The following is a 22,845-nucleotide window of genomic DNA, read 5'->3' as shown; positions in this document are numbered from 1 at the left end:
GCGAACGGACCGAAGCTCCCCATGGCTTCCATCGCCGTCCACAAGAATGGTTCCGTTCTCCTGAGCCCCTCCGAACGCGGGATTATGGTGCAGCCGTCCCGAGCGGCGACCGGATATGAGGTGGTACGGGTCAGCCATGGCTGCCGGTACTGGGAATGGGCGCAACTGGATACCGTCGACAACCACAAAGGCCGTCAACAATGGTGACCACACCCCTTGACCTTCAACTCATCATATGAGGGGAGAAGGGAAAGGCGCTACATCCTCACCCTATCCGCCTTCGGATCATACATCGGCTTCAGCGATGCTTCCGCGGCAAAACGCTCGCCGGCGATCTCCACCTCGTAGGATGAGGCCAGCACATCCGCCTCGCTCTCGCCCTTGCACGGCACATAGCCGAGCCCGATCGCGCCGCCGAGATGGTGGCCGTAATTGCCCGAGGTGATCGGGCCGACGATCTTGCCGTCGCGCAGGATCGCCTCGTTGTGGAAGAGCAAGGGCTGCGGGTCCTTGAGGCGGAACTGCACCAGACGGCGTGACAGGCCGGCTTCCTTCTTCCGCAGCACCGCGTCCCGGCCGATGAAGTCGGCCTTGGCCGTCTTCACCGCGAAGCCGAGGCCGGCTTCCAGCACATTGTCCTCGTCGGTGATGTCGTGGCCGAAATGGCGGAAGGCCTTTTCGATGCGGCAGGAATCCAGCGTATGCAGCCCGCAAAGTTTCAGGCCGACATCGGCGCCGGCCTCCGCGATCGCTTCGAAGACATGGGCCGCCTGCTCGGTCGAGACATAGAGCTCCCAGCCCAGCTCGCCGACATAGGTGACGCGGTGGGCGCGGGCCAGGCCCATGCCGATCTCGATCTCCTGAGAAGTGCCGAACGGATTGGCTTCGTTGGAGAAGTCGTTCGGGCTGACCTTCTGGATCAGTTTTCGCGCATCCGGACCCATCAGGCAGATGACGGCTTCGGCGGCGGTCACGTCGGTGATGACGACGAACTCGTCGGTGACGTGTCGTCTCAGCCAGGCGAGATCGCGCTGCAGGGTGGCGCCGGGGACGACGAGGAAATAGGCCGTGTCCGAAAGCCGGGTCACGGTGAGGTCGCTTTCGATGCCGCCCTTGGCGTTGAGCATTTGCGTATAGACGATCTTGCCCGGCGCGACGTCCATGTCGTTGGCGCAGAGCCGCTGCAGGAAGGCACAGGCATCGCGGCCCTCGACGCGGATCTTGCCGAAGGAGGTCATGTCGAACAGGCCGACGCCGTTGCGCACGGCGAGGTGCTCTTCGCGCTGGTTGTCGAACCAGTTCTGCCGCTTCCAGGAATAACGGTATTCGCGCTCCTGTCCTTCGCGGGCAAACCAGTTGGCGCGCTCCCAGCCGGCGACCTCGCCGAAGACGGCGCCGCGCGCCTTCAGGTGCTCATGTAGGGGCGAGCGGCGGATGCCGCGCGAGGTTGCCATCTGGCGGTAGGGGAAATGGTCGGCGTAGAGCAGGCCGAGCGTTTCGGAGACGCGCTCCTTGAGGTACCGGCGGTTCTTCTGGAACGGCTGGGCGCGGCGGATATCGACCTCCCAGAGGTCAAAGGGCGCTTCGCCATCGTTGATCCATTGCGCCAGCGCCATGCCGGCGCCGCCGGAGGAGACGATGCCGATCGAATTGTAGCCGGTCGCCATCCAGTAGCCGGAAAGCTCCGGCGCTTCGCCAAGGTAGTAGCGGTCGTCCGGCGTGAAGCTCTCGGGACCGTTGAAGAAGGTATGGATGCCGGCCGTACCCAGCATCGGCATGCGGTTGACGCCCATTTCCAGGATCGGCTCGAAATGGTCCATGTCCTCCGGCAGCTGGTCGAAGCAGAAATGCTCGCGGATGCCGTCCATGCCCCAAGGCTTTGCCACCGGCTCGAAGGCGCCGAGCATCATCTTGCCGGCGTCCTCCTTGTAGTAGGCGCACTCGTCGGGCACGCGCAGCACCGGCAGGCGGGTGAGGCCGGGGATCGGCTCGGTGACGAGATAGAAATGCTCGCAGGCGTGCAGCGGGATGGTGACGCCGTTCTGCCGCCCCAGCTCGCGCGCCCACATGCCGGCGCAGTTGATCACGATATCGGCCTCGATCGTGCCCTGGTCCTCGCCCTGCGCCCAGGAGACGCGGGAGACGCGGCCGTTTTTTGTGTGGACCTTGGTGACCTTGACGTTCTCGATGACGGCAGCACCGCGCTGCCGCGCGCCCTTGGCCAGCGCCATGGCGATGTTGGCGGGATCGCATTGGCCGTCGAGCGGCAGATGCACCGCGCCGACAACATCCGACACATTGAGATGCGGATACATCTCCTTGACTTCGCTCGGCGAAATCTCGCGCACGTCGACATCGAAGGCGCGGGCCAGCGAGGCCTGCCGGTAGATCTCGTGCTTGCGCTCCTCGGTCAGCGCGACCGTGATCGAGCCGACCTGGCGCATGCCGGTGCCGACATCGGTCTCGGCTTCGAGCTTGACGTAGAGGTCGGCCGAGTATTTCGCCAGCCGGGTCATGTTCTGCGAGGCGCGCAACTGGCCGATCAGGCCGGCCGCATGCCAGGTCGTGCCGCAGGTGAGCTGCTTGCGTTCGAGCAACACGATGTCGGTCCAGCCGAGCTTGGCCAGGTGATAGGCGACCGAGCAGCCGGAGACGCCGCCGCCGATGATGACCGCCCTCGCTTTGTTAGGAATGGCTTTGGTGGGGATGGTCATGCGGCCTCGCGGCGGTAGTTCGAAGCGAAGCGGCGCACGCGAAGTGCTGCTTCCCGAAGGATGGGTTCAGGCTGGCATAGGCTGATGCGGATATGGCCGGCGGCGGCTTCGCCGAAGCTCGAACCGGGCATGACGCCGACCTTTTCCTTGTCGAGCAGCGCCCAGGCGAATTTCTCGTCGTCGGGCTCGACGGCGGAGACATCGAGCATGACATACATGCCGCCTTCGGAGCCGCGCACGATAACTTCATTTGTGCCGCGTATGGCGTCGAGGAAGATGGCGCGGCGCGCGGCGTAGCGCTCGGCGATCTCCTTCACGCCGTAATGGTTTTCCAGTGCCTCGGCGCAGGCGATCGAGATGAAGGCCGGCAGGCCGTAGGTTGTCACCAGGTTGAGGTCGGTCATCAGCGCGATCATCGCTTTCGGCCCGGTCAGCCAGCCCATGCGCCATCCAGTCATGCCGTGGCTTTTCGACATCGAATTGATGACCAGGGTGCGCTCCGCCATGCCGGGCAGCGAGCGCGGCGAGATGTGCTCGCCGCCGCCGAGCGTCCAGTAGACTTCATCGGACAGCAGCCAGAGGTCGTGCTCCTTGCAGATATCGGCCAGCTGCTCGAGCCGTTCGCGCGAATAGACAGCACCCGTTGGGTTGTTCGGCGTGTTGATCAGGATGGCGCGTGTGTTGGGCCTGAGCGCCGCGCGGACCATGTCGGCACGCGGCTGGAAGCCATCCTCGGCCGGCGTTTCGACCACGGTGAAGCTGGCGCCGGCAGCACTGAAGGTGTTGGGGTAGGTGGCGTAGTATGGCGCGACGACGATTGCGTGATCGCCCGGGTCGAGCACGCCTTGCACCGCGGCATAAAGTGCACCCTGGCCACCAGCCGTGGCAATGACCTCGTCGGGCTCCGTCAGGATGCCTGTGCAAGCGGTGGAGGCCGCCGCCATCGCCTTGCGCAGGCGCGGCAGGCCGGGGAGAGGGGTGTAATGGTGATTGCTCTCGCGGACGGCATTGACGCAGGCCTCGATCGTTTGCGAAGGCGTGTCGAAGTCATGGTCGCCGACCGAAAGCACGATAACGTCTTCGCCCGCGGCTCTGCGGGTCCAGGCGGCGAAGTGGACTTCCCAGCCATCCTTGCCCGAGGGCACGATGCCGGTAATGCGCTTTGATGGTTTTGGCATCAGGCTTTCAACCTTTCATTCTTCGGATCCCAGAGCGGCTCGTCCTTCTGCACCACGGCCCTGAAGCGGTCGCCGAAGATCTCGACCTCGACCGCAGTGCCGGGCTCGGCGAGATCGGTGCGCAGCATGCCAAGCGCGATCGATTTGTCGATGCGATGGCCCCAGCCGCCGGATGTCGTCTCGCCGACGATCCTGCCGTCATGCCAGAGCGTCGACATATAGGGCGCGTCGCAATCGCCGGGGTTTTCGACCACCAGCGTGACGAAGCGCTTCTTCACGCCCTGCTGCTTTTCGTTGAGCAGCGCCGCCTTGCCGCGGAAGTCGAGCTTGTCCCATTTGACGAAGCGTTCCAGCCCGCCTTGCAGGATCGAATAGTCGGTCGACAGATCGCCCTTCCAGGCGCGGTAGCCTTTTTCCAGCCGCAGCGAATCCAGCGCATACATGCCGAACGGCTTCAGGCCATGTTTCTGGCCGGCGGCCCAGACGGCGTCGAAGACCGTCAAAGTGTCGGCTACCTTGGTGTGGATTTCCCAGCCGAGCTCGCCGGCGAAGGAGACGCGCACCAGCTTTGCCCAGCGTCCGGCGATGCTTGTTTCCTGATGCGTCAGCCAGGGCAGCTTTAGGTCCGCATCGCAGACCTCGGCAAGGATAGCGCGCGAATTCGGACCGGCGAGGATTTGCGTGGAATATTCCTCGGTGCGATCAGTCAGCATGAAGCCAGCATCGGCCGGCATGCGTGCCTTCAGCCATTCAAAGTCGTGCCACTGCGCCACAGCCGCGGTGATCAACGTCATCTGATCCTCGCCATGCCGTACCACCGACATTTCGGTGACGATGCGGCCCTTGTCGTCGGCGAAGTAGACGAGGCCGATGCGGCCGGGCTTCGGCACAAGGCCGGTGACCTGCAGCGCCAGCCACTCGGCGGCGCCCGGGCCTTCGAGGTTGAAGCGCGAGAAGCCGGGCAGGTCGAGGATGCCAGCGGCGTCGCGCACGGCCAGGCATTCCTCGCGCACGCGGTGCTGCCACGGCCCGTCGCGGCGGAAGGTCAGTGTCGCTTCCTCCGAAATGTCGTCGCCGGGCTTCGTATACCAGGTGGCACGTTCCCAGCCGTTATAGGCGTCGAACTGGCCGCCAAGCGCCTTGATGCGGTCATGCAGCGGCGACAGCTTGCGATTGCGTCCCTCCGGCCAGGCGTGGCGCGGGAACTGGATGGCGTATTCGTTGCCGTAGATCTCCATGCCCTTGGCGACGCAATAATCCGGCGCCGAGGCGAATGAGGTGAAGCGGCGCGGGTCGCAGGACCACATGTCCCATTCGGTCTGGCCCTCCGTCACCCATTCCGCCAGCACCTTGCCGGCGCCGCCGCCTTGCGCGATGCCGAAGGTGAAGACGCAGGCTTCGAAAGCGTTCGGCACGCCGGGCATCGGCCCGATCAGCGGGTTGCCGTCCGGCGCATAAGGGATCGGCCCGTTGATGACCTTGGAGAGGCCGGCGGTGCCGAGAATCGGCACGCGGGCGACCGCATCGGCGAGATAATGTTCCAGCCGGTCGAGATCGTCGGGGAAGAGCTGGAAGGAAAAATCCTCCGGCATCGGATCGTCGTGGGTCGCCCAGTGCGCGCGGCAATTGCGCTCATAGGGGCCGAGATTCATGCCGGTCTTTTCCTGGCGGAGGTAATAGGAGGTGTCGACGTCGCGCAGCAGCGGCAGTTTCTTGCCCTGTTCCTTCGTCCACGCCGCGAGCTCGGGGATTTCCTCGAACAGGATGTATTGATGGCTCATCACCATCATCGGCACCTCGCGGCCGAACATCTTTCCGACCTCGGCGGCGCGGTAGCCGGCGGCGTTGATCACGATCTCGCAGCGGATCTCGCCATGCGGCGTCGTGACCACCCATTCGCCGTTCTCGCGGCGGACGCCGGTGACAGGGCAGAAGCGGATGATCTTCGCACCCATGTCGCGCGCGCCCTTGGCGAGCGCCTGGGTCAACTGTGCCGGATCGATGTCGCCGTCGCTCGGGTCATAGAGCGCGCCTTTCAGATCATGCGTCTCGATGAATGGATAGCGGCGCTTGATCTCGTCGAGACCGACGACATCGATGCCCATGCCCTGGTAGCGGCCCATGCCCTTGGCGCGCTGGAACTCCTGCATGCGCTCCTTGGTGTGGGCCAATCTCAGCGAGCCGGTGACGTGGTAGTTCATCGGATAGTCGACCGCTTCGGCGAGGCCCCGGTAGAGCTCGGTCGAATAGCGCTGCATGTTCATCAGCGACCATGACGAGGAGAAGGTCGGCACGTTGCCGGCGGCATGCCAGGTCGAGCCGGAGGTCAGCTCATTCTTTTCCAAGAGCACGCAGTCGGTCCAGCCCGCCTTGCAGAGGTGGTAGAGCGAGGAGGCGCCGACGACACCGCCTCCGATGATCACCACGCGTGCCGTGGTCGGCAAACCGGCCATGTTCTCCTCCAGAAATTACTCAATATACAGGCGGCGAAACTACCCAGATGACCACCGCCGGCTCGGCGCCCGGATTGCGCCAGCGGAACGGCTTGCCTTCGAAGCGGAACGAGTCGCCTTCGCCGAGCCGATGCCAGACGCCGCCGATCTCGATCTCGAAAACGCCCGACGCTACGTAGCCCGCTTCCTCGGTCGGACGGCGCGCTTCGGTCTTCAGCTCCGCGCCCGGCGCGAAGACCGAGCGCAGCATCTCGAAGCTACCGCCGAGGTCGGGCGACAGAAGCTCCTCCACCAGGCCGGATTCGCTTGTGCCAAGCGAACGGCGGCTGCCGGCGCGCACGACCACGCCGCGTTCCTTCTCGACAGGCACATCGTGGCTGAAGAACAGGCTGAGCGGCACGCCGAAGAGTTCGGCGAACGCCCGCAGGTCGCCGAGCGAAGGGACGGACAGCCCGCGCTCGACCTGGCTGACCCAGCCGACCGAGCGGCCGAGTTTCAGCGCGATTTCGGTGAGCGTCAGCCCGCGCGCCTTGCGCAGCGCGCGGAGGTCGCCGGCCAGCAGCCGTTCGCCATTGTCCTGCTCCGATGTGACAGCGGTCGAGGCCAATCGTCTCTCATGAAAAAATCTGAACAAATTTCATGAGAGGGCAAAGTCGTGAAAAAATCAAGAGGATTTTCACATGATACAAGATTTGCTTGCGCGATTTTGGCGGTTGATGCAAAGGCTCGCCGACGAACGGCGAGTGGGGCGTCCGGTCGAGGACCAGTGAGTTATCAGTGTCTGCGGATGGTCGTTGCGGAATCGAGTTGCCGGTTCCCGCCATGCGTGAAGGGACGGCCCATGCTGGAGAAGAATAACCGGATCGCCGAGGATGCGCCGATCGTCGACGAGGCGATCATTTCGCGCCGGTCCGTGCGCGCCTTTTTGCCCGACATGGTCGATGACGAAACGATCCGCGCCATCCTGACGGTGGCGGCAAGGGCGCCCTCGGGCACCAACATGCAGCCCTGGCGGGTCTATGTGACCAAGGGCGAGATCAAGCAGCGCATCAGCGACGCCATCCTGAACTCCGGCATCCGCGCCGAGAAAGCGGAATGGGACGAGTACCGCTACTATCCTGACCAGTTCTTCGAGCCCTATCTCAGCCGCCGCCGGGCCAACGGTTTCGGCCTCTACGGTGCGATCGGCATCGGCCGGCGCGAAGTCGACAAGATGCGCGCGCAGCACGACCGCAACTTCGTCTTCTTCGACGCGCCGGTTGGCATGATCTTCACGGTCGACCGGCGGCTGAACAAGGGATCGTGGATCGACTACGGCATGTTCCTGCAGAACATCATGGTCGCGGCAAGGGGCAGGGGGCTGCACACCTGTCCGCAGGCAGCCTTCGCGCCCTACCACCGGCAGATCAGACCGGTGCTCGACATTCCCGACGAGGAAGTTGTCGTCTGCGGCATGGCGCTCGGCTATGAGGACAACTCGAAGCCCGAGAATGAATTCCGCACCGACCGCGCGCCGCTCGAAGACTGGGTGACGTTCGCGGAATAGCGCCGGCCGCAGCTACAGTTCGATTCGCTAGTCCGTGCTGATATGCGCGCCGTGGCCGCTGACATGCGCACCGTCCTGCGATGTGAGCCTGAAATACGCGAGCAGCGCGCAAAGCGTGACCAAGCCTTCGGCAATGAACAGGATGCGATAGTCATTGACGCTGGCCTGGCCGCCACCTGCCAGCAATGACAACAGCGCCGCCGCCAGGCCGACGCTGATCGCCACCGCCAGTTGCCAGAGGATGTAATAAAGCGCGCTGAAGCGCGCGAGCTGCTCCGGCGCGATGTCCGAGTAGGCAAGATTGCCGGTCGAGGCCCACTGCACGGAGCGGAAGAGGCCGAAGACGAAGATGTAGGCAAGCACGATCCAGGTCGGCGTGCTTGCCTGCAGCAGGGCGAAGCCCGCGACCAGCAAGGCGGCGATCGGCGTGTTGGTAATCAGCACCTGCTTGAAGCCGAAGCGGTTGAGGATGCGCGGCATGAAGAAGCGCATCAGCAGCGACCCGATTGCGGCGACAAAGGTCAGCGATCCGGCCTGCACGGCGCTCATGCCGAAACCGAGCTGGAACATCAGCGGCAAAAGGAAGACCACCGAGCTCAGTCCGATCGTGTCGAGCCCGCCGCCGGTGAGGAAGCTGATGCGGAAGGTGCGGATGCGCAGCAGATTGAGGTCGAGCAGCGGATTGCGGGCGCGCAGGCAGTAGAAGGCCGCCACGGTGAGGATGGCTATCGCCAAACCGAGTTCGATGGCGATGCTGCTGCTTGCGGCATCCTTGGCGGCGAGCGAGTCCATGCCGAAGACGAGCAGCGCCATGCCGCTGCCGACGAGCAGGAATCCCGGAAAGTCGAAAGGCGTGCGGACCGGCTTGGTGGTCGTGGGGAACAGCGAGGCCGCAAGCAGTGCGGCGGTCAGCGCGATCGGTATGTTGATGTAGAAGATCCAGCGCCAGGAAACATAAGTGGTGAGCGCGCCGCCGACCAGCGGCCCGACCAGAGGTCCGGACTGGCCGGCGAGCGAAATGTACATGTTGATCTTAAGCGTGCGGTCGCGCGGGAAGCTCGACAGGATCACGACCTGGCCGAGTGTGCCCATCAGCGCGCCGCCGAAGCCTTGCAGCGCGCGCGAGCCGACCAGCATCCAGATGTTTTCCGACAGGCCGCAGAGCGCCGAGGCGCTGGCGAAAACCAGCAAGGCAAAGCAGTAGACGTTGCGCAGGCCGAAGCGATCGGCCAACCAGCCGCCGAGCGGCATCGTGACGATGAGGCTCGCGACATAGACGGTGATCAAAAGGCCGAGCTGGCTAGGCGGACGATCGAGGCTTTCGCCGATCCCCGGCAGCGCGGTCACCACGACGTTCTGGTCGAGGCTGGTCATGAACACGCCGCAGGCGACGGTCGCCGGCAACAGCATCGACGGACCCTCCGCCGGAGCAAAGCGGGTCGTGGCCGTCGCCGAAGTCTCTACAGTTATGGAAGGGTATGGTCGAACTGGTTGCCTGGACGGGCGTTTGCCTTGGCGGGCGCCCGTGATTCCTTACCTATCGTCATTGCTGGCCCAGCGCTCAAGCAGCAGTTGTAGCCGTCCATAGTGCCAGATTGCCGGTTGGACTAATCCCTGGTTTCCCGGAATTGCCCTACTGCACCTCGTAGCCGACTTCCTCGCTGGCGTGGCACAAGGCCTTCCAGAACGAGCGCGCGAAGGAGCGGAAGACGTAGATGTCGAACTGGTCGGCGCCGCTGCGCTGGATCTGGGCGAAGATGTCGTGATGGTTGGTCGAGCGGCCAGCGCCCAGCGGGAAGGCCGGCAAGGCGAAGTCGATGGCGAAGAATTTCGCCATCACCCACTCCGCTTTCGGCCCGGCGATACGCATCGCGGTGCGGCCATGCGAAAGATCGGTGAGCGTGCCGATGGCCGGCGTGATGACGCCGGCGAAGGCTTGAGCCAGGCCCTCGGCCTCGTCGACCACGGTGAATTTCCCTGGCGCGAAGCCGAAGGCGGCGCGGCCGCCATTGCTTATGCCGCCACCGGCGCCGTCGGGGAGGGCCAGCCCTGTGACCTTGCGAATGGCATCGATCAGCTTTTTCTCCTCGCCCGGCCATGCGGCAAGCTGCAGGATCGAGCCCGGCCGCATCTCGGACAGGATGACGTCGACCCCATGCTCGAAATTGCCGTGCGAGCTGGGATGATAGACCGGCTCAAGCGGCGACAAGCGCTCGGGCAATTGGCGTTCGGGCAACTGACGCTCAACCATGCATGCGGCTCCCGTCCGGATCGTAGAAATGGTTGGAGACGATCTCGATCGGCCCGAACCGGTTGCGCAGCGGATCGGAGACGAAGGCGCGCGTGCCGTGGCGCGCCTTGCCATCCTTGACGAGGGCCAGCGCGATGTATTTCCCGAGCGCCGGCGAATAGCAGCAGGCGGTGATGTGGCCGATCGAATCGTGCGGGTTCTCTTCGTCCAGCTCCTCGACGATATGTCCGCCACCGTTCAGCGCCCGGTTGTCGAGCGCAACCACTCCGACCAACTCCAGCCGGTCGGGAGCGATCAGGCCCTCGCGGTCCATCATGGCCGAGCCGATGAAGGGCTTCTTCTTCGACAGCATCCAGTCGAGATGCAGGTCGCGCGCAGTCGTGCGGCCGTCGATCTCGGCGCCGGTGACGTGGCCCTTCTCGATGCGCATCGTGCCCAGCGCCTCGAGCCCGTAGGTGACCAGGCCGAACGGCTTGCCGGCCTCGATGAGAGCTTCCCACACCCGCGTGCCGTAGCCGGCTCCGGAATAGACCTCGAAGGCCATCTCGCCGGAGAAAGACAGGCGGCAGATCATCACCGGCACGCCGGCGATCTCGCCATGGACGATGCCCATAAAGGGGAGGGTCGCGTTGTCGACGGCAGTGCCGGTGACGCAAGAGGCGAGGATTGCCCTGGCTTTCGGTCCGCCGATCGCCGCACCCGCCCATTCGTCGGTGACAGAGGTGACGGTGACCTTCAGCTCGGGCCAGATGACGTCGAGGAAATATTCCAGATGCTGCATCACCTTGCCGGCATTGGCGGTGGTGGTGGTCATCAGGAAGTCCTGCTCGCCGAGCCGCCAGGTGGTGCCGTCGTCGAAAGCAAGCCCATCCTCGCGCAGCATCAGGCCGTAGCGAGCCTTGCCGACGGCCAAAGTGGAAAACATGTTGGTGTAGACGCGGTCGAGGAATTCCGCTGCGTCCGGCCCCTGAACGGCAATCTTGCCGAGAGTCGAGACGTCGACGATGCCGGCGCTCTCGCGCGTCGCCTTGGCCTCGCGCACATAAGCCTGCTCGATCGTCTCGCCGGCAAGGCCGTAGATCATCGGGCGGTACCAAAGGCCGGCCGAATACATGGTCGCGCCATTGTCGAGGTGCCAGTCATGCATCGGCGTCAGCCGTTCGGGCTTCAAATCGCCGAAGCGCTCCGCCGCCAGCGAGCCGATCGATACCGCCGTGTAGGGCGGGCGGAAACGCGTCGTGCCGACTTCAGGGATCGGCTTGCCGAGCGCCTCGGCCATGATAGCGAGGCCCGGCACGTTGGAATTCTTGCCCTGGTCGGTCGCCATGCCGAGCGTGGTGTAGCGCTTCAGATGCTCGACCGAGACGAAGCCCTCGCGGTGCGCGAGCCGCACATCCTCGGCAGTCACGTCGTGCTGGAAGTCGACAAAGCTCTTGCCCTTGGCCTTGATCTCGAAGACCGGCGCCGGATCGGGATCGCCGGGGACCGCCTCGACAACGGGCAGGGGCGCGGAAGACGCTGCGCCGCCGGCAGCCTGAAGGCCGGCCGCGCGGCCCTCGGCGATGGCTTCCGCGGTCGAGAAAGCGCCGGTGAAGGCGCCGGCGCCAATCCATTGCTGATTTGGCCAGCGCTGCGTCGGCTGCGGCGGCAGGAAGGCCTGCCTGGCGGGATCCCACACGGCCTTGGCGCCGGCCTGGCTGGCGAGATGGATGGTCGGCGACCAACCGCCCGACATAGCCAGGCAGTCGGCATGGATGCTGCGCTCGTCGCCGCTGAGCGCGCCGTTCATCACATCGAAGCGCTGCACCTTGAGGCCGGTGAGCGCCTTGCCGCCTTCGGTCGCGATCACGGCATGGCCGGCAAGCAGCTCGGCCTCGGCTTCGCTCGCCAGCCTGCGCATCTCGTTCGTGACGTCGCTTCGGACGTCGATGATGGCGACGACGGCGGCGCCGGCCTTCTTCAGGGCAACGGCCGAGCGATAGGCGCTGTCATTGTTGGTGAAGAGCGCGATGCGCTGGCCGGGCAGCACGCCGTATTCAACTGCGTAGCGTTCGGCCGCATGCGCCAGCATGACGCCGGGACGGTCGTTGCCGGGAAATACCAGCGGACGCTCGAAGGAGCCGGTGGCGAGAACCACTGTCTTCGCACGTATCACCCAATAGCGCTGGCGCGGCTCGCCCTTGGCCGAGGTTTCCTTGTGGTCGGTTACGCGTTCGAGCGCAGCAAGCGTATTGCCGTCGTAATAGCCCCAGACCGTCGTGCGCGGCAGCAGGCGGACATTGTCATTGCCTTCGAGCTGACCGACGATGCGTCCCGCCCAGTCGGCGGCCGGCGAGCCGTCGATGGTTTCGCCCGACCAGTTGGCCGAGCCGCCGAAATGTGCTTCGAGGTCGGCCAGGATCACGCGGGCGCCTTGGTCTGCTGCGGCCTTCGCCGCCATCAGCCCGGCCGGACCGGAACCGACAACCAGCACGTCGCAAAAGGCGTTCATGCGCTCGTAACGCGAGGTATCCGGCGCGGTGCCCGCTCTGCCGAGCCCGGCGGCGCGGCGGATGAAATGCTCGCAGAACATCCAGAAGCGCGTGCCCTTCAGCGGGCCGATCACCGGCCCCATGAAGGTCTTGTAGTAGAAGCCGGCCGACAGGATCTTGCCGCCAAGCTGGTTGAGCGCGCCGATATCCCAGGCGAGCGAAGGCGAGCGGTTCTGGCTGACGGCGACAAGCCCGTCATAGATCTCGACCATGGTCGCGGGGATGTTCGGCTCGCGCACGTCGCCGCGCAGCACCGTCACCAGCGCGTTCGGCTCTTCGACGCCGGCGGCGAGCAGGCCGCGCGGACGGTGGTATTTGAACGAGCGGCCGAACAGCGTCACGCCGCTGGCGAGCAGCGCCGAGGCCAGCGTGTCGCCGGCATGGCCGGTATAGGGCGCGCCGTCGAAGGTGAAGCGGATGGTGCGCAGCCGGTCTATGCGGCCGCCGGTCTCGGTGCGACGCGGGCTCACGGCTTGCCCTCCGTCCTGTGGCCGGCGGATTTGTGCCCGCCGCGGGCGAAGGCGGTGCTGAGGATCTCATGCGTGAGAGTATTGCGCACGACCCTCAGATGCGCGCGGCAGCCGCCGGAATGCTGCCAGATTTCATTGTGGTCGCCGGCCGGGTTCAGTCGGTCGTAGACATAGGCGTTCCAGGCGTCGAGATTCTGCGAGGCGGGCTGCGGGCGCTCGCGGTTGCCGTCGCCCTGATAAGTGAATTCGATGACGTCGCGCGGGCCGCAATAGGGACAAGTGATCAGCATTTCATAGTATCTTTTTGTTGAACCATGATCTTTTCCAAAAACCGGTTTCCACTTTTTGGGATCATGGTTTCCTAATGCAGTCGTGGATTCGCGCCCTGGCCTTTGTCGTCGATGATCAGGCCGCGATAGAAACGATCGAGCGTGAAGGGTGCGTTGAATTCGTGCGGCTCGTCCCTGGCAATGGTCCAGGCGAAGCACCAGCCGGAGGCGGGCGTCGCCTTGAAGCCGCCATAGCACCAGCCGCAATTGAGATACATGCCGGGCAGCGGTCCGGTGGTGATGATCGGCGAGCCGTCCATCGTCATGTCGCAAAGGCCGCCCCAGGAACGCAGCATGCGCACGCGCGCCAGGCCCGGGAACAGCGCCAGCATCTCGCTCATCACCTCGTCGACGATCGGCAGGCTGCCGCGCTGGGCATAGCTGTTGTAGCCGTCCAGGTCGCCGCCATAGACCAGGCCGCCCTTGTCGGACTGCGAGATGTAGAAGTGGCCCATGCCGAAGGTGAGAACGGTGTCGACGATCGGCTTCAGCGATTCCGTGACGAAGGCCTGCAGCACGTGGCTTTCGATCGGCATATGGGAAATGCCTGCCAACTGCATGACGCTGCCGGTGCTGCCGGCAACAGCAAGCGCCACCTTCTTGGCGCGGATCTCGCCGCGTGTCGTCGTCACGCCAACGACCTTGTCGCCGTCGCGCAGGAAGCCGGTGACCTCGCAATTCTCGATGATGTCGACGCCGCGCCGGTCGGCGCCGCGCGCATAACCCCAGGCGACGGCATCGTGGCGGGCGGTGCCGGCGCGCGGCTGCATCAGCCCGCCAAGGACGGGAAAGCGCGCCGAACCCGAGACGTCCAGCGCCGGGACAAGCCGCTTGATCTGGTCGACGTTCATCAGTTCCGCATCGACGCCGAGATGGCGCATGGCATTGCCTCGCCGTGCATAGTCGTCGAGCTGGGCAGGCGTATGCGCGAGGTTGAGGCAGCCGCGCTGCGAGAACATGACGTTGTAATTGAGGTCGTGCGACAGGTTCTCCCATAGCTTCATCGAATGTTCGTAGAAGCGGGTGTTCTGCGGCAAAAGGTAGTTGGAGCGCACCGCCGTGGTGTTGCGGCCGACGTTGCCCGAGCCCAGCCAGCCTTTTTCCAGCACCGCGACATTGGTGATGCCGTGTTCCTTGGCGAGATAATAGGCGGTCGAGAGCCCGTGGCCGCCGCCGCCGATGACGATCACATCATAGGACGCCTTGGGGTCCGGCTTGCGCCAGGCCGGCTTCCAGTCCTGGTTGCCGGTCAGCGCATTCTTGAGCAGCGAAAAGGCTGAATATTCCGCCATTCTTCCCATCGTCCTTTTGGTGCGAGGCGGCAGACTATAGAGCAGGCGGGAAGCGCAAAGCCAAGATTGCGCCATCGCTTTTCGACAGGCCGACTCCGATCCGCGCCGTCAACCCGCGCATGGAGACGGCTTGCCGCCCGGTATGACGGTCTTTATCAAGGGCGGAATTTTCGAGGATTTCCGCCGCGAGTCGCCCGCCACGTCATGATTTTCCGACTGCTACACCTGATCATGGTCGCCATTGTCGTCGTCGCGGCGCAGCCGTCGCCCGGCGCGATGGCGCAGGCGATCGGCCAGGGCTCCGCGCAGCTCGTCGCCGACCAGACCAAGGCCATCCAGGACCTGACGGCGAAGACCGACGGCCTGGAGAAGAAGATAAGCGCCCCCGACCAGGACGATGCCGGCCTTGTCGATATCCGCTTGCAGCTCGAGGATATTTCGCGGGCGGCGCTGAACAGCGCGCTCGCATTCCGTTCGCGCCTCAACGACATCAACAGTCGCATCGAGGTGTTGGGGCCGCCGCCGGCGCAAGGGCAGCCGCCGGAGCCCGCGGTCGTCGCCAATGAGCGCGCCGCGCTCACGGCCGAGAAGGCCGAGATCAATGCGGTGGTGGCCAGCGCGCAGAACCTGTCGATCCGCATCAGCGGGCTGGTCGACAAGATCGCCACCATGCGCAGCGAGCTTTTCCGCAGCGTTCTGACGAAACGCTACGAATTGACCGATGCGCTGAGCCCGCAGGCTTTTTCCGACGCGCACGACCAGTTCACCGGCCTCTACAAGGCGGTGGCGTCCTGGCTCTCCTTCGCGTTGAAGTTCAAGTTCCAAGCCATGCTTGCGGCGACGCTGATGGCGCTGGTGCTGGCAGCCGTGCTGCTAATCGGCGGCAGGCGCCTGTTCGGCCGCATCTTCGAGGCCGATCCTTCGGTCGAAGAGCCGTCCTACCTCAGCCGGCTTTCGGTGGCGTTCTGGTCGACATTGCTGCCGACCGTGGCGCTCGGCGCGTTCCTCGCCTCGACCATATTCTTCTTCAACTATTACAACGTGCTGCGCGGCGACATCGGCGAACTCCTCAATGCGCTGCTCGCGGTCATCGCGGTGGTGTTCTGCGTCAACCGGCTGACCAACGCGGCACTCGAGCCGCGGCTGCCGAACTGGCGGCTTATTCCGGTGGAGACCGGCCCGGCGCGCTGGCTGGTGCGGCTGACCACGGCCATGGCCGTGGTTCTCGGCTTCAACTACTTTCTGTCGGTCGTCAATGAGAAGATGGGTTCGCCGCTGTCGCTGACGATCGCGCGAAGCTTCGTCGCCACCGTCATCGTCGGCGTCATCCTGATCCTGATGGGCGTGCTGAGGCCGTTCAAAGCGCATGACGGGTCCTGGCGCCCGTGGCCGGCATGGCTTCGCCTCATTGCCATCGGGCTCGGACTGTTCACCATCGCGGCGGCGCTGCTCGGCTATATCGGCCTTGCGCTTTTTGTCTCGATCCAGGTCGTGGTCACCGGCACCACCCTGGTCACCGCCTATATCGGCTTCCTGTCGGCGCGGGCGATCGGCGAGGAGGGCGGCTTCGCCGACACTTCGGTCGGGCGCTGGCTGTCGGCCAATTCCAGCTATGAGGACACCGCGCTCGACCAGCTCGGCCTGGTGGTCAGCATCGCCATCAACCTGATGATCGTGCTGGTGTTCCTGCCGCTGATCCTGTTGATGTGGGGCTTCCAGCCCGGCGACATCGAGGCCTGGGCCTACAAGCTGGCGACGGGCGTCACGATAGGCTCCGTCACTATCTCGTTCCTCGGCATCCTCACCGGCGTCGTCGTCTTCGCCATCGGCTATTTCCTGACGCGCTGGTTCCAGGGTTGGCTCGACGGCTCGGTCATGGCGCGCGGCAAGGTTGACACCGGCGTGCGCAACTCTATCCGGCTGGCTGTGGGTTATGCCGGCGTCGCGCTCGCGGCGCTCGTCGGCATATCGGCGGCGGGCATCGATCTTTCCAATCTGGCGCTGGTCGCCGGCGCGCTGTCGCTGGGTATCGGCTTCGGCCTGCAGAACGTGGTCTCGAACTTCGTCTCGGGCCTGATCCTGCTTGCCGAACGCCCGTTCAAGGTCGGCGACTGGATCGTCGCCGGCGACATCAGCGGCACGGTCAGAAAGATCAGCGTGCGCGCGACGGAGATCGAGACGTTCCAGCGGCAGTCGGTGATCCTGCCCAACTCGAACCTCATCAACAACGCGGTCGGCAACTGGACGCACCGCAACAAGCTCGGCCGCGTCGACATCAAGGTCGGTGTCGCCTATGGCAGCGACATCAAGCGCGTCCATGCCCTTCTGCTCGGTATCGCGCGCGCGCATCCGATGGTGCTCAAGAACCCCGAGCCCTTCGTGCTCTTCGCCAATTTCGGCGCCGCCGCGCTCGAATTTGAAATCCGTGTCTTCGTGGCCGACGTGATGAACGGCAGCATCGTGCAGAACGACATTCGCTTCGCGGTTTTCGATATCTTCGAGGACGAGCACATCGAGATCCCGTCGACGCCGCGCGCCGTGGTCGAGACGAAGAAGCACGAATCGTGGCCGATCGACGACGACAAGATCGAGGCGGAATTTGCCGAGCGTGAACGGCTGGAGGCGGAGGCCGCGGCCGAGCGCGAGCGGCTCGCCAAGATGAAGCGGAAGGGTCGTAAGCCCGATCCGGGCTAGGCTTGCGCCGTTAGCGTGGACGGAACTAATGGCGACAAGGCCGCGCGAATCTCCGTCTTGCCGTATCGTATTTCGCCAACGCCCTGTTCCGCGTCGATGCGGCCGGCATTGTGGGCATCGAATAAGTCAGCGACGAGTTGGGCGTAGCTCGCACTCATGCCGCCGGCGACCAGCACAGAGATCCAGTCCTGCCGCGGCATTTCATGCGCCGCGATTTCGCGGCCGGTGATCCCGCTGAGCGCATCGGCCACGTCGACGGCGCTGTAGCGGCGCGGTCCCTCGGCGTGGACGATACGTATTGCATCCTTGCGATCCGCCAGCAGCAGATCCGCTGCGATCAGGCCAACATCTCCTGCCGAGACGGTCGGGAAAATTTTGGATATCGGACGATGCAGGCTGGCAAGCACACCGGTCTGCAAAGCCCGTCCGGTTCCACGGCCCCAGTTCTGCATATGCTCGGCCGAGCGCAGGAAAGTCAGTGCCGCGGGAAGCTTCTTAAGTTCCGATTCCAGATGACGGAAGGTGAGCGTGATGCCGGTGCCGGTCGGCAGCTGAGCGCCATAGTCCGAGATCGCCAGCACGTGCGCCGGTCGGGTCCGAGCCAGCGCATCCGTAATCGTGCCGATCGTGGATTTCATGGCGGCCGATGCATTTTCAGCCTGAACGCGGGTCGGGCAGATCACCTGCACCGCCGAAGCGTCTTTTGTTGCCTCAACCAGCGCTGGCTCATCGTCGAAGTCGGCGACGGCGATGTCGCAGCCGAGCGCCTGAAGTCCATCGGCCTTCGAGAGATTGCGAACAACCGCTCTGACCGGAACCCGATTCTCGCGTAGCGCGCCGATCGTCGCCCGCCCGATCTTTCCCGTGGCGCCCAATATCACGAACATCTCTGCATCCTTCTGTCTGATCGTGGAGCGCTGGATGCCGGATTGCGAAGGCGGCGTCGCTCAGATTTGGACGAAGGAGCGCACGAAAAGACAATGGAATCGATGATCGTGCGACCGAAGGTGCGGGCGCCAGTCACCGCTTCAGGCGGGCGAGTGCCGCTGGTGTGACGCCCAACACGCGCTTCATGCTGCGAGCCATATGGCTTTGATGGGCGAAGCCGGCCTCCAGCGCAATCTGGCTGAGCGGCATCTCGTTCTGATCGAGCAGCAACCGGGCGCGCTCGACCCGTCGGTGGATAACATATTGATGGGCCGGCACGCCGAAGCTGCGGCGAAACAGAGCCTTCAGATGCGACACGCTGATGGCCGCAACCTGCGCCAGATCATCCAGGGAAACATCCTGATCGAGGTTGGCCTCGATGAAGTCCTGCAGCCGCCGCTTCTGGCCTGACGACAGCATTTGTCCTGTCGGGATCCTTTGCGACGCCCCGTGAACCAGTTGCACGGCGAGCGCCCTGGCCAGGCTTTCGACATAGAGCCGGTCCGACGGCAGCTCGGGGTGCAGCCCGCTCGCCAGCGCCAATGCGACATGTTCGATCCTGGGGTTACGGTGCTGGAACTGCGGCTCGACGACGATCCGGTCCGGATCGATTTCGAGATCGCGGGCGGTTTGCCGAACCAGTGCCGGATTGACCCACAAGCGAAGGATGGTGCAGTCGGCGTCGTCTTCCCAGTCGCCGTCCAGCCCCGCCGGAACGATGTCTATGTCGCCATGCGACTGGACCCGCCGATGCCTCTTCCCGTCACAGCGGCAGAAGGCGTTGACGGGCGGCCCGATATGGATGCCCAGCCTGTGGTATGGCGAAGCTGGCACATGGGTCAGGCCCGCGGCGATCTTCCGGTGCTCAACCTCCACACCGATCGTTTCCAGCCAAGTACCGGCCATCGTCTGCGCCTCGCGATTATCCATCTTCGGCATCATATCGGCTTGATGGGCAAAATTAACAGGGTGGCCAGGGCGCGAGAACCAATTGTGGCATGAATGCGGCATTCAGTTGCGGTTCAGGTTACATCTCATATAAGCTCTCACGCAAAGGGCGAGAATGCCTTGCGAAATTGAACAGAGGCGGTGTGGAAACACCGGAAATTGCAATGTGGAAGTCTGTCGTTGCCGCCATCGCTTTTCTGGCCCTGGGCGGTTCGGCTTTTGCCGCCAGCGCGGTCAACAAGGACGCTCAGACGCGGACGTTGATCGTGACCGAAGGCGGCGGCAAGACCGAGCTGGCGCTGGCCGCCGGCGAGACGGTGGAGTTCTGCCAGAATGGCTGCTTCGTCACCCTACCCAATGGTGACCTCGAAGCACTGACCGGCTCTGAGACGGTCGAAATCTCGGGCGGCGTCGCCCGCATCAAGTAAAAACTTAAACATGATCGGCAAAGGCCGGGCGAATGCCTGGCCTTTTATCGTTTCCGGTAGCCGCTGCTTAACGATGACGCCGGAAATACTGTCTGCACAGCGCGCTGCAACCGGACGTTTTAACGTTCGCTCCGCCATCTCCCGTTATATCCGTTGCAAAGACGCCGACACGCGGCGTGGGGCGCAGGGCAGGGCAATGGACGCGCGGTCGGACAGGAACGCAATTCCGCTTGCGGTCGATCTCGATGGCACGCTGATTGCAACGGACCTTCTGTGGGAAGGCCTGTTCATTCTGCTCAAGAAGAACCCGCTCTATCTCTTTCTGTTGCCGCTTTGGCTGACCGGCGGTCCGGCGCGGCTCAAGCAGGAAATCGCCCGGCGCATCGACATCGATCCGGCCTCGTTACCCTACCGGGTTGAATTGCTCGAGCGGCTCCGCACCGAACATGAGGACGGCCGCAAGATCGTGCTGGCGACCGGCACGCCGCGCAAATTCGCCGAGGCGATCGCTGCCTATCTCGGCATCTTCGACCGTGTGCTGGCAACGGACGGGCCGCACAATCTGACCTCGGGCAGAAAGCGGGCGTCGCTGGTCGCCGCCTATGGCGATGCCGGCTTCGACTATGCCGGCAACAGCCGTCACGATCTCAAGGTGTTCGACGCAGCGCGCAACGCCATCGTGGTGGCGCCGGACCGCAGCGCCCAGCGCTGGCAGGCGGCGCACGGCGCCGAAACCATGCCGGCGCCGAAGCCGACGCTCAAGACCTACATCAAGATGCTGAGGGTCCATCAGTGGCTGAAGAATTCGCTGATCGCGGTGCCGATGGTGCTGTCGCATGAGTATTTCAACATCGGCATGATCTGGCAATGCGCTCTGGCCTTCGTTTCCTTCAGCGCGGTGGCCTCCGCCATCTACATCGTCAACGACTTCTTCGACCTCGCGCTCGACCGCAAGCATCTGACCAAGCGCAACAGGCCCTTTGCCAGCGGTGCGCTGTCGATCCCGTTCGGCCTCGGCGCCATCCTTGTGCTGCTCGCGATCGGCATCGCCACCGGCTGCCTGCTGCCGATCGAGTTCCTCGGTGTGCTTTGCGGCTACATAGTCGTCACCACGGCCTATTCGCTGTCTTTCAAGCGCATGTTGCTGATCGACGTGCTGACGCTCGCCGGCCTCTACACGATCCGCGTGCTGGCAGGTGCGGCGGCCACCGGCGTCGACGTTTCCTTCTGGCTGCTCGCCTTCTCGATCTTCTTCTTCCTGTCGCTGGCTCTGGTGAAGCGCTTTGTCGAATTGCGCACCACCGCCATCCCGGCCGGCGAGCGCATCGCCGGCCGCGGCTACCGCACCGAGGACCAGGAGATCGTCGCCCAGGCGGGCATGGCCTCGGCCTTCTCCTCGGCGCTGGTGCTGGCGCTCTACATGGACAGTGTCGCGGTGCGCGAGCTCTATCCGCATCCGTGGGTGATGTGGCCTCTGGCGCCGATCGTGCTTTATCTCACCATGCGCGTCTGGATCCTCGCGCGCCGCGACGAAATGCATGACGATCCGGTCGTCTTCATCATCCGCGACTGGCGCAGCCAGATCGTCGTCGCCATCGGCGCGGTTCTTCTGGTCGCGGGAGGCTGGGGCTGGTGAGGGCGGGCGGCGAACGCTTCGGCAGCTTCGGACTGGCGACGCCGCCGGCGCGCCAGGCGATCCCGGCCGACGATGCCATTGCGCTGCTGAAAAGTGGCGCGGTCAGGCCGGGCTCGCTTATTGGCTATGGTAATGGCCGCTCCTATGGCGACAGCTGCCAGAACAACGCCGGCATGGTCGTCGACATGCGGCCGCTCAACCGTATCCGTTCGTTCAACGCCGAGACCGGTGTGATCGAGGCCGATGCCGGGGTGCTGCTTTGCGACATCATTGCGCACGCCGCGCCCTACGGCTTCTTTCCGGCCGTGGTCCCAGGCACGCAGTTCGTGACGCTCGGCGGCGCCATCGCCAACGATGTCCACGGCAAGAACCATCACCGGCGCGGCACGTTCGGCTGTCATGTCGAATCCTTGACCTTGCTGCGGTCCGACGGCCGGATGTATCGCTGCTCCGACACCGAGAACGCGCGTCTGTTCCGGGCGACTATCGGCGGCATGGGGCTGACCGGACTGATCCTGTCGGCGTCGATCCGGCTGATGCGCGTGCCCTCGCTCGACATCATCGAAAAAGCGACACGGTTCCGCGATCTCGGCGAGTTCTTCGATCTTGCCGGCGCAGCCGACCAGGCCAACGAATATGCCGTTGCCTGGATCGATCAGCTTGCGGGCGGCCACGCGCGAGGGCGGGGTCTTTTGTTCACCGGCAACCACGCCGAGCGCGGCTCGCATGCCGCCTCGCAGGCCGGCGGCCGGCTTTCGGTGGCCGTGCAGCCACCTTTCAACGTACTCAACCGCCCGTTCCTGACCGTCTTCAACGCTGCCTACCGGTGGAAGAAGGGCCGCTCGTCCGATGCGCGCCATACGGGCTATCAGGGCTTCTTCTTTCCGCTCGACGGCGTTCGCGACTGGAACCGGCTCTATGGTCCGCGTGGGCTCTTCCAGCACCAGAGCGTGGTTCCCGAGGCTGATGCGCGCCGCACTGTTCCGGCACTGCTCGACGCGGCGCGGCGAGCCGGGCAGGGCTCGTTTCTCACGGTGCTGAAGCGATTTGGCGACGTCCGTTCGCCGGCGCTGCTGTCGTTCCCGCGACCCGGCTACACGCTAACGCTCGATTTCCCCAACAGGGGTGAGAAGACGCTGAAGCTGCTCATGGAACTGGACCGCATCACGGTCGAGGCCGGTGGAGCAGTCAACCCCTACAAAGATGCCCGCATGGGCGCTGAGATCTTTGCGGCGTCCTTCCCGGAATGGCAACGGCTGGAGGCGCTTCGCGATCCCGCCTTCCTGTCGAGCTTCTGGGCGCGGACGGCGAAAAAACTGGATGCGAGGCGTGGTGCTGCGGAGGCGGCGGAATAGATCGAATTTGAGTAATTCTTGGTAAATGAAGTGTTAATATCAGAGTTTACTCAAAATAATCATGTGATTTCACGAAATATTTGCAGGTTTGTA

At 64.3% G+C, this 22,845-nt stretch carries 17 protein-coding genes; 6 read left to right on the top strand and 11 right to left on the bottom strand.

The window, feature by feature from the left end; translation table 11 throughout:
- Positions 1–207, top strand: a 207-nt coding sequence (locus tag AC4FWB_RS28290; protein WP_491029528.1) for a hypothetical protein, incomplete at its 5' end; no start/stop codon positions are given.
- Between the two features lie 50 nt (positions 208–257).
- Here the strand turns inward: AC4FWB_RS28290 and AC4FWB_RS28285 are convergent.
- From AC4FWB_RS28285 to AC4FWB_RS28270, 4 genes are read right to left on the bottom strand one after another with little or no spacing between them, the layout of a single operon-like run.
- The gene (locus tag AC4FWB_RS28285; protein ID WP_491029527.1) at positions 258–2,714 is read right to left on the bottom strand and encodes a GcvT family protein; all 2,457 of its coding nucleotides are present in this window, start codon (positions 2,712–2,714) and stop codon (positions 258–260) included.
- Positions 2,711–3,892, bottom strand: a complete 1,182-nt coding sequence (locus tag AC4FWB_RS28280) for a pyridoxal phosphate-dependent aminotransferase (RefSeq protein WP_491029526.1) — start codon at positions 3,890–3,892, stop codon at positions 2,711–2,713. The genes AC4FWB_RS28285 and AC4FWB_RS28280 overlap by 4 nt, the downstream gene beginning before the upstream one ends.
- Entirely contained in the window at positions 3,892–6,345 is a 2,454-nt protein-coding gene (locus AC4FWB_RS28275) for a GcvT family protein (protein WP_491029525.1), read from the bottom strand. The genes AC4FWB_RS28280 and AC4FWB_RS28275 overlap by 1 nt, the downstream gene beginning before the upstream one ends.
- Positions 6,346–6,364: 19 nt before the next feature.
- Entirely contained in the window at positions 6,365–6,952 is a 588-nt protein-coding gene (locus tag AC4FWB_RS28270; RefSeq protein ID WP_491029524.1) for a helix-turn-helix domain-containing protein, read from the bottom strand.
- A 234-nt stretch (positions 6,953–7,186) separates the two neighbouring features.
- Between AC4FWB_RS28270 and AC4FWB_RS28265 the strand changes: the two genes are divergently transcribed.
- A complete protein-coding gene (locus AC4FWB_RS28265) occupies positions 7,187–7,891 on the top strand; it encodes a nitroreductase (protein ID WP_491029523.1) in 705 nt (234 codons plus the stop codon).
- A gap of 27 nt (positions 7,892–7,918) precedes the next feature.
- Here the strand turns inward: AC4FWB_RS28265 and AC4FWB_RS28260 are convergent, their stop codons facing one another.
- The 5 genes from AC4FWB_RS28260 to AC4FWB_RS28240 form a co-directional block, all read right to left on the bottom strand.
- The gene (locus AC4FWB_RS28260; RefSeq protein ID WP_491029522.1) at positions 7,919–9,301 is read right to left on the bottom strand and encodes an MFS transporter; all 1,383 of its coding nucleotides are present in this window, start codon (positions 9,299–9,301) and stop codon (positions 7,919–7,921) included.
- Between the two features lie 223 nt (positions 9,302–9,524).
- Complete coding sequence (soxG, locus tag AC4FWB_RS28255) at positions 9,525–10,112, bottom strand: sarcosine oxidase subunit gamma family protein (RefSeq protein WP_491029531.1); 588 nt, start codon at positions 10,110–10,112, stop codon at positions 9,525–9,527.
- A gap of 22 nt (positions 10,113–10,134) precedes the next feature.
- Entirely contained in the window at positions 10,135–13,143 is a 3,009-nt protein-coding gene (locus AC4FWB_RS28250; RefSeq protein WP_491029521.1) for a sarcosine oxidase subunit alpha, read from the bottom strand.
- Positions 13,140–13,433: a sarcosine oxidase subunit delta gene (locus tag AC4FWB_RS28245; RefSeq protein ID WP_491029520.1), complete on the bottom strand. Its 294-nt coding sequence runs from the start codon at positions 13,431–13,433 to the stop codon at positions 13,140–13,142. The genes AC4FWB_RS28250 and AC4FWB_RS28245 overlap by 4 nt, the downstream gene beginning before the upstream one ends.
- Positions 13,434–13,504: 71 nt before the next feature.
- Entirely contained in the window at positions 13,505–14,764 is a 1,260-nt protein-coding gene (locus AC4FWB_RS28240) for a sarcosine oxidase subunit beta (protein ID WP_491029519.1), read from the bottom strand.
- A 204-nt stretch (positions 14,765–14,968) separates the two neighbouring features.
- Here AC4FWB_RS28240 and AC4FWB_RS28235 point away from each other — a divergent pair, with 204 nt between their 5' ends.
- Positions 14,969–17,458, top strand: coding sequence for a mechanosensitive ion channel family protein (locus AC4FWB_RS28235; protein WP_491029518.1), 2,490 nt, complete (start codon positions 14,969–14,971; stop codon positions 17,456–17,458).
- Here AC4FWB_RS28235 and AC4FWB_RS28230 read toward each other — a convergent pair.
- The gene (locus AC4FWB_RS28230; RefSeq protein ID WP_491029517.1) at positions 17,455–18,345 is read right to left on the bottom strand and encodes an NmrA family NAD(P)-binding protein; all 891 of its coding nucleotides are present in this window, start codon (positions 18,343–18,345) and stop codon (positions 17,455–17,457) included. The genes AC4FWB_RS28235 and AC4FWB_RS28230 overlap by 4 nt on opposite strands.
- A 133-nt stretch (positions 18,346–18,478) precedes the next feature.
- Positions 18,479–19,315 carry a helix-turn-helix domain-containing protein gene (locus AC4FWB_RS28225; RefSeq protein WP_491029516.1) on the bottom strand — a complete coding sequence of 279 codons (837 nt, stop codon included), beginning with the start codon at positions 19,313–19,315 and terminating at the stop codon, positions 18,479–18,481.
- Positions 19,316–19,497: 182 nt separating this feature from the next.
- Between AC4FWB_RS28225 and AC4FWB_RS28220 the strand changes: the two genes are divergently transcribed.
- The 3 genes from AC4FWB_RS28220 to AC4FWB_RS28210 all read left to right on the top strand — a co-directional run bounded on the left by AC4FWB_RS28220 (position 19,498) and on the right by AC4FWB_RS28210 (position 22,752).
- Positions 19,498–19,761 carry a hypothetical protein gene (locus AC4FWB_RS28220; protein WP_491029515.1) on the top strand — a complete coding sequence of 88 codons (264 nt, stop codon included), beginning with the start codon at positions 19,498–19,500 and terminating at the stop codon, positions 19,759–19,761.
- Between the two features lie 196 nt (positions 19,762–19,957).
- Positions 19,958–21,397 carry a UbiA family prenyltransferase gene (locus AC4FWB_RS28215; protein WP_491029514.1) on the top strand — a complete coding sequence of 480 codons (1,440 nt, stop codon included), beginning with the start codon at positions 19,958–19,960 and terminating at the stop codon, positions 21,395–21,397.
- A complete protein-coding gene (locus AC4FWB_RS28210; RefSeq protein WP_491029513.1) occupies positions 21,394–22,752 on the top strand; it encodes an FAD-binding oxidoreductase in 1,359 nt (452 codons plus the stop codon). The genes AC4FWB_RS28215 and AC4FWB_RS28210 overlap by 4 nt, the downstream gene beginning before the upstream one ends.
- The last annotated feature ends 93 nt before the right edge of the window (positions 22,753–22,845 follow it).

It is taken from the genome of Mesorhizobium sp. LEGMi-168a (assembly GCF_058312955.1).
This window is presented reverse-complemented; position numbering and strand designations above follow the sequence as displayed.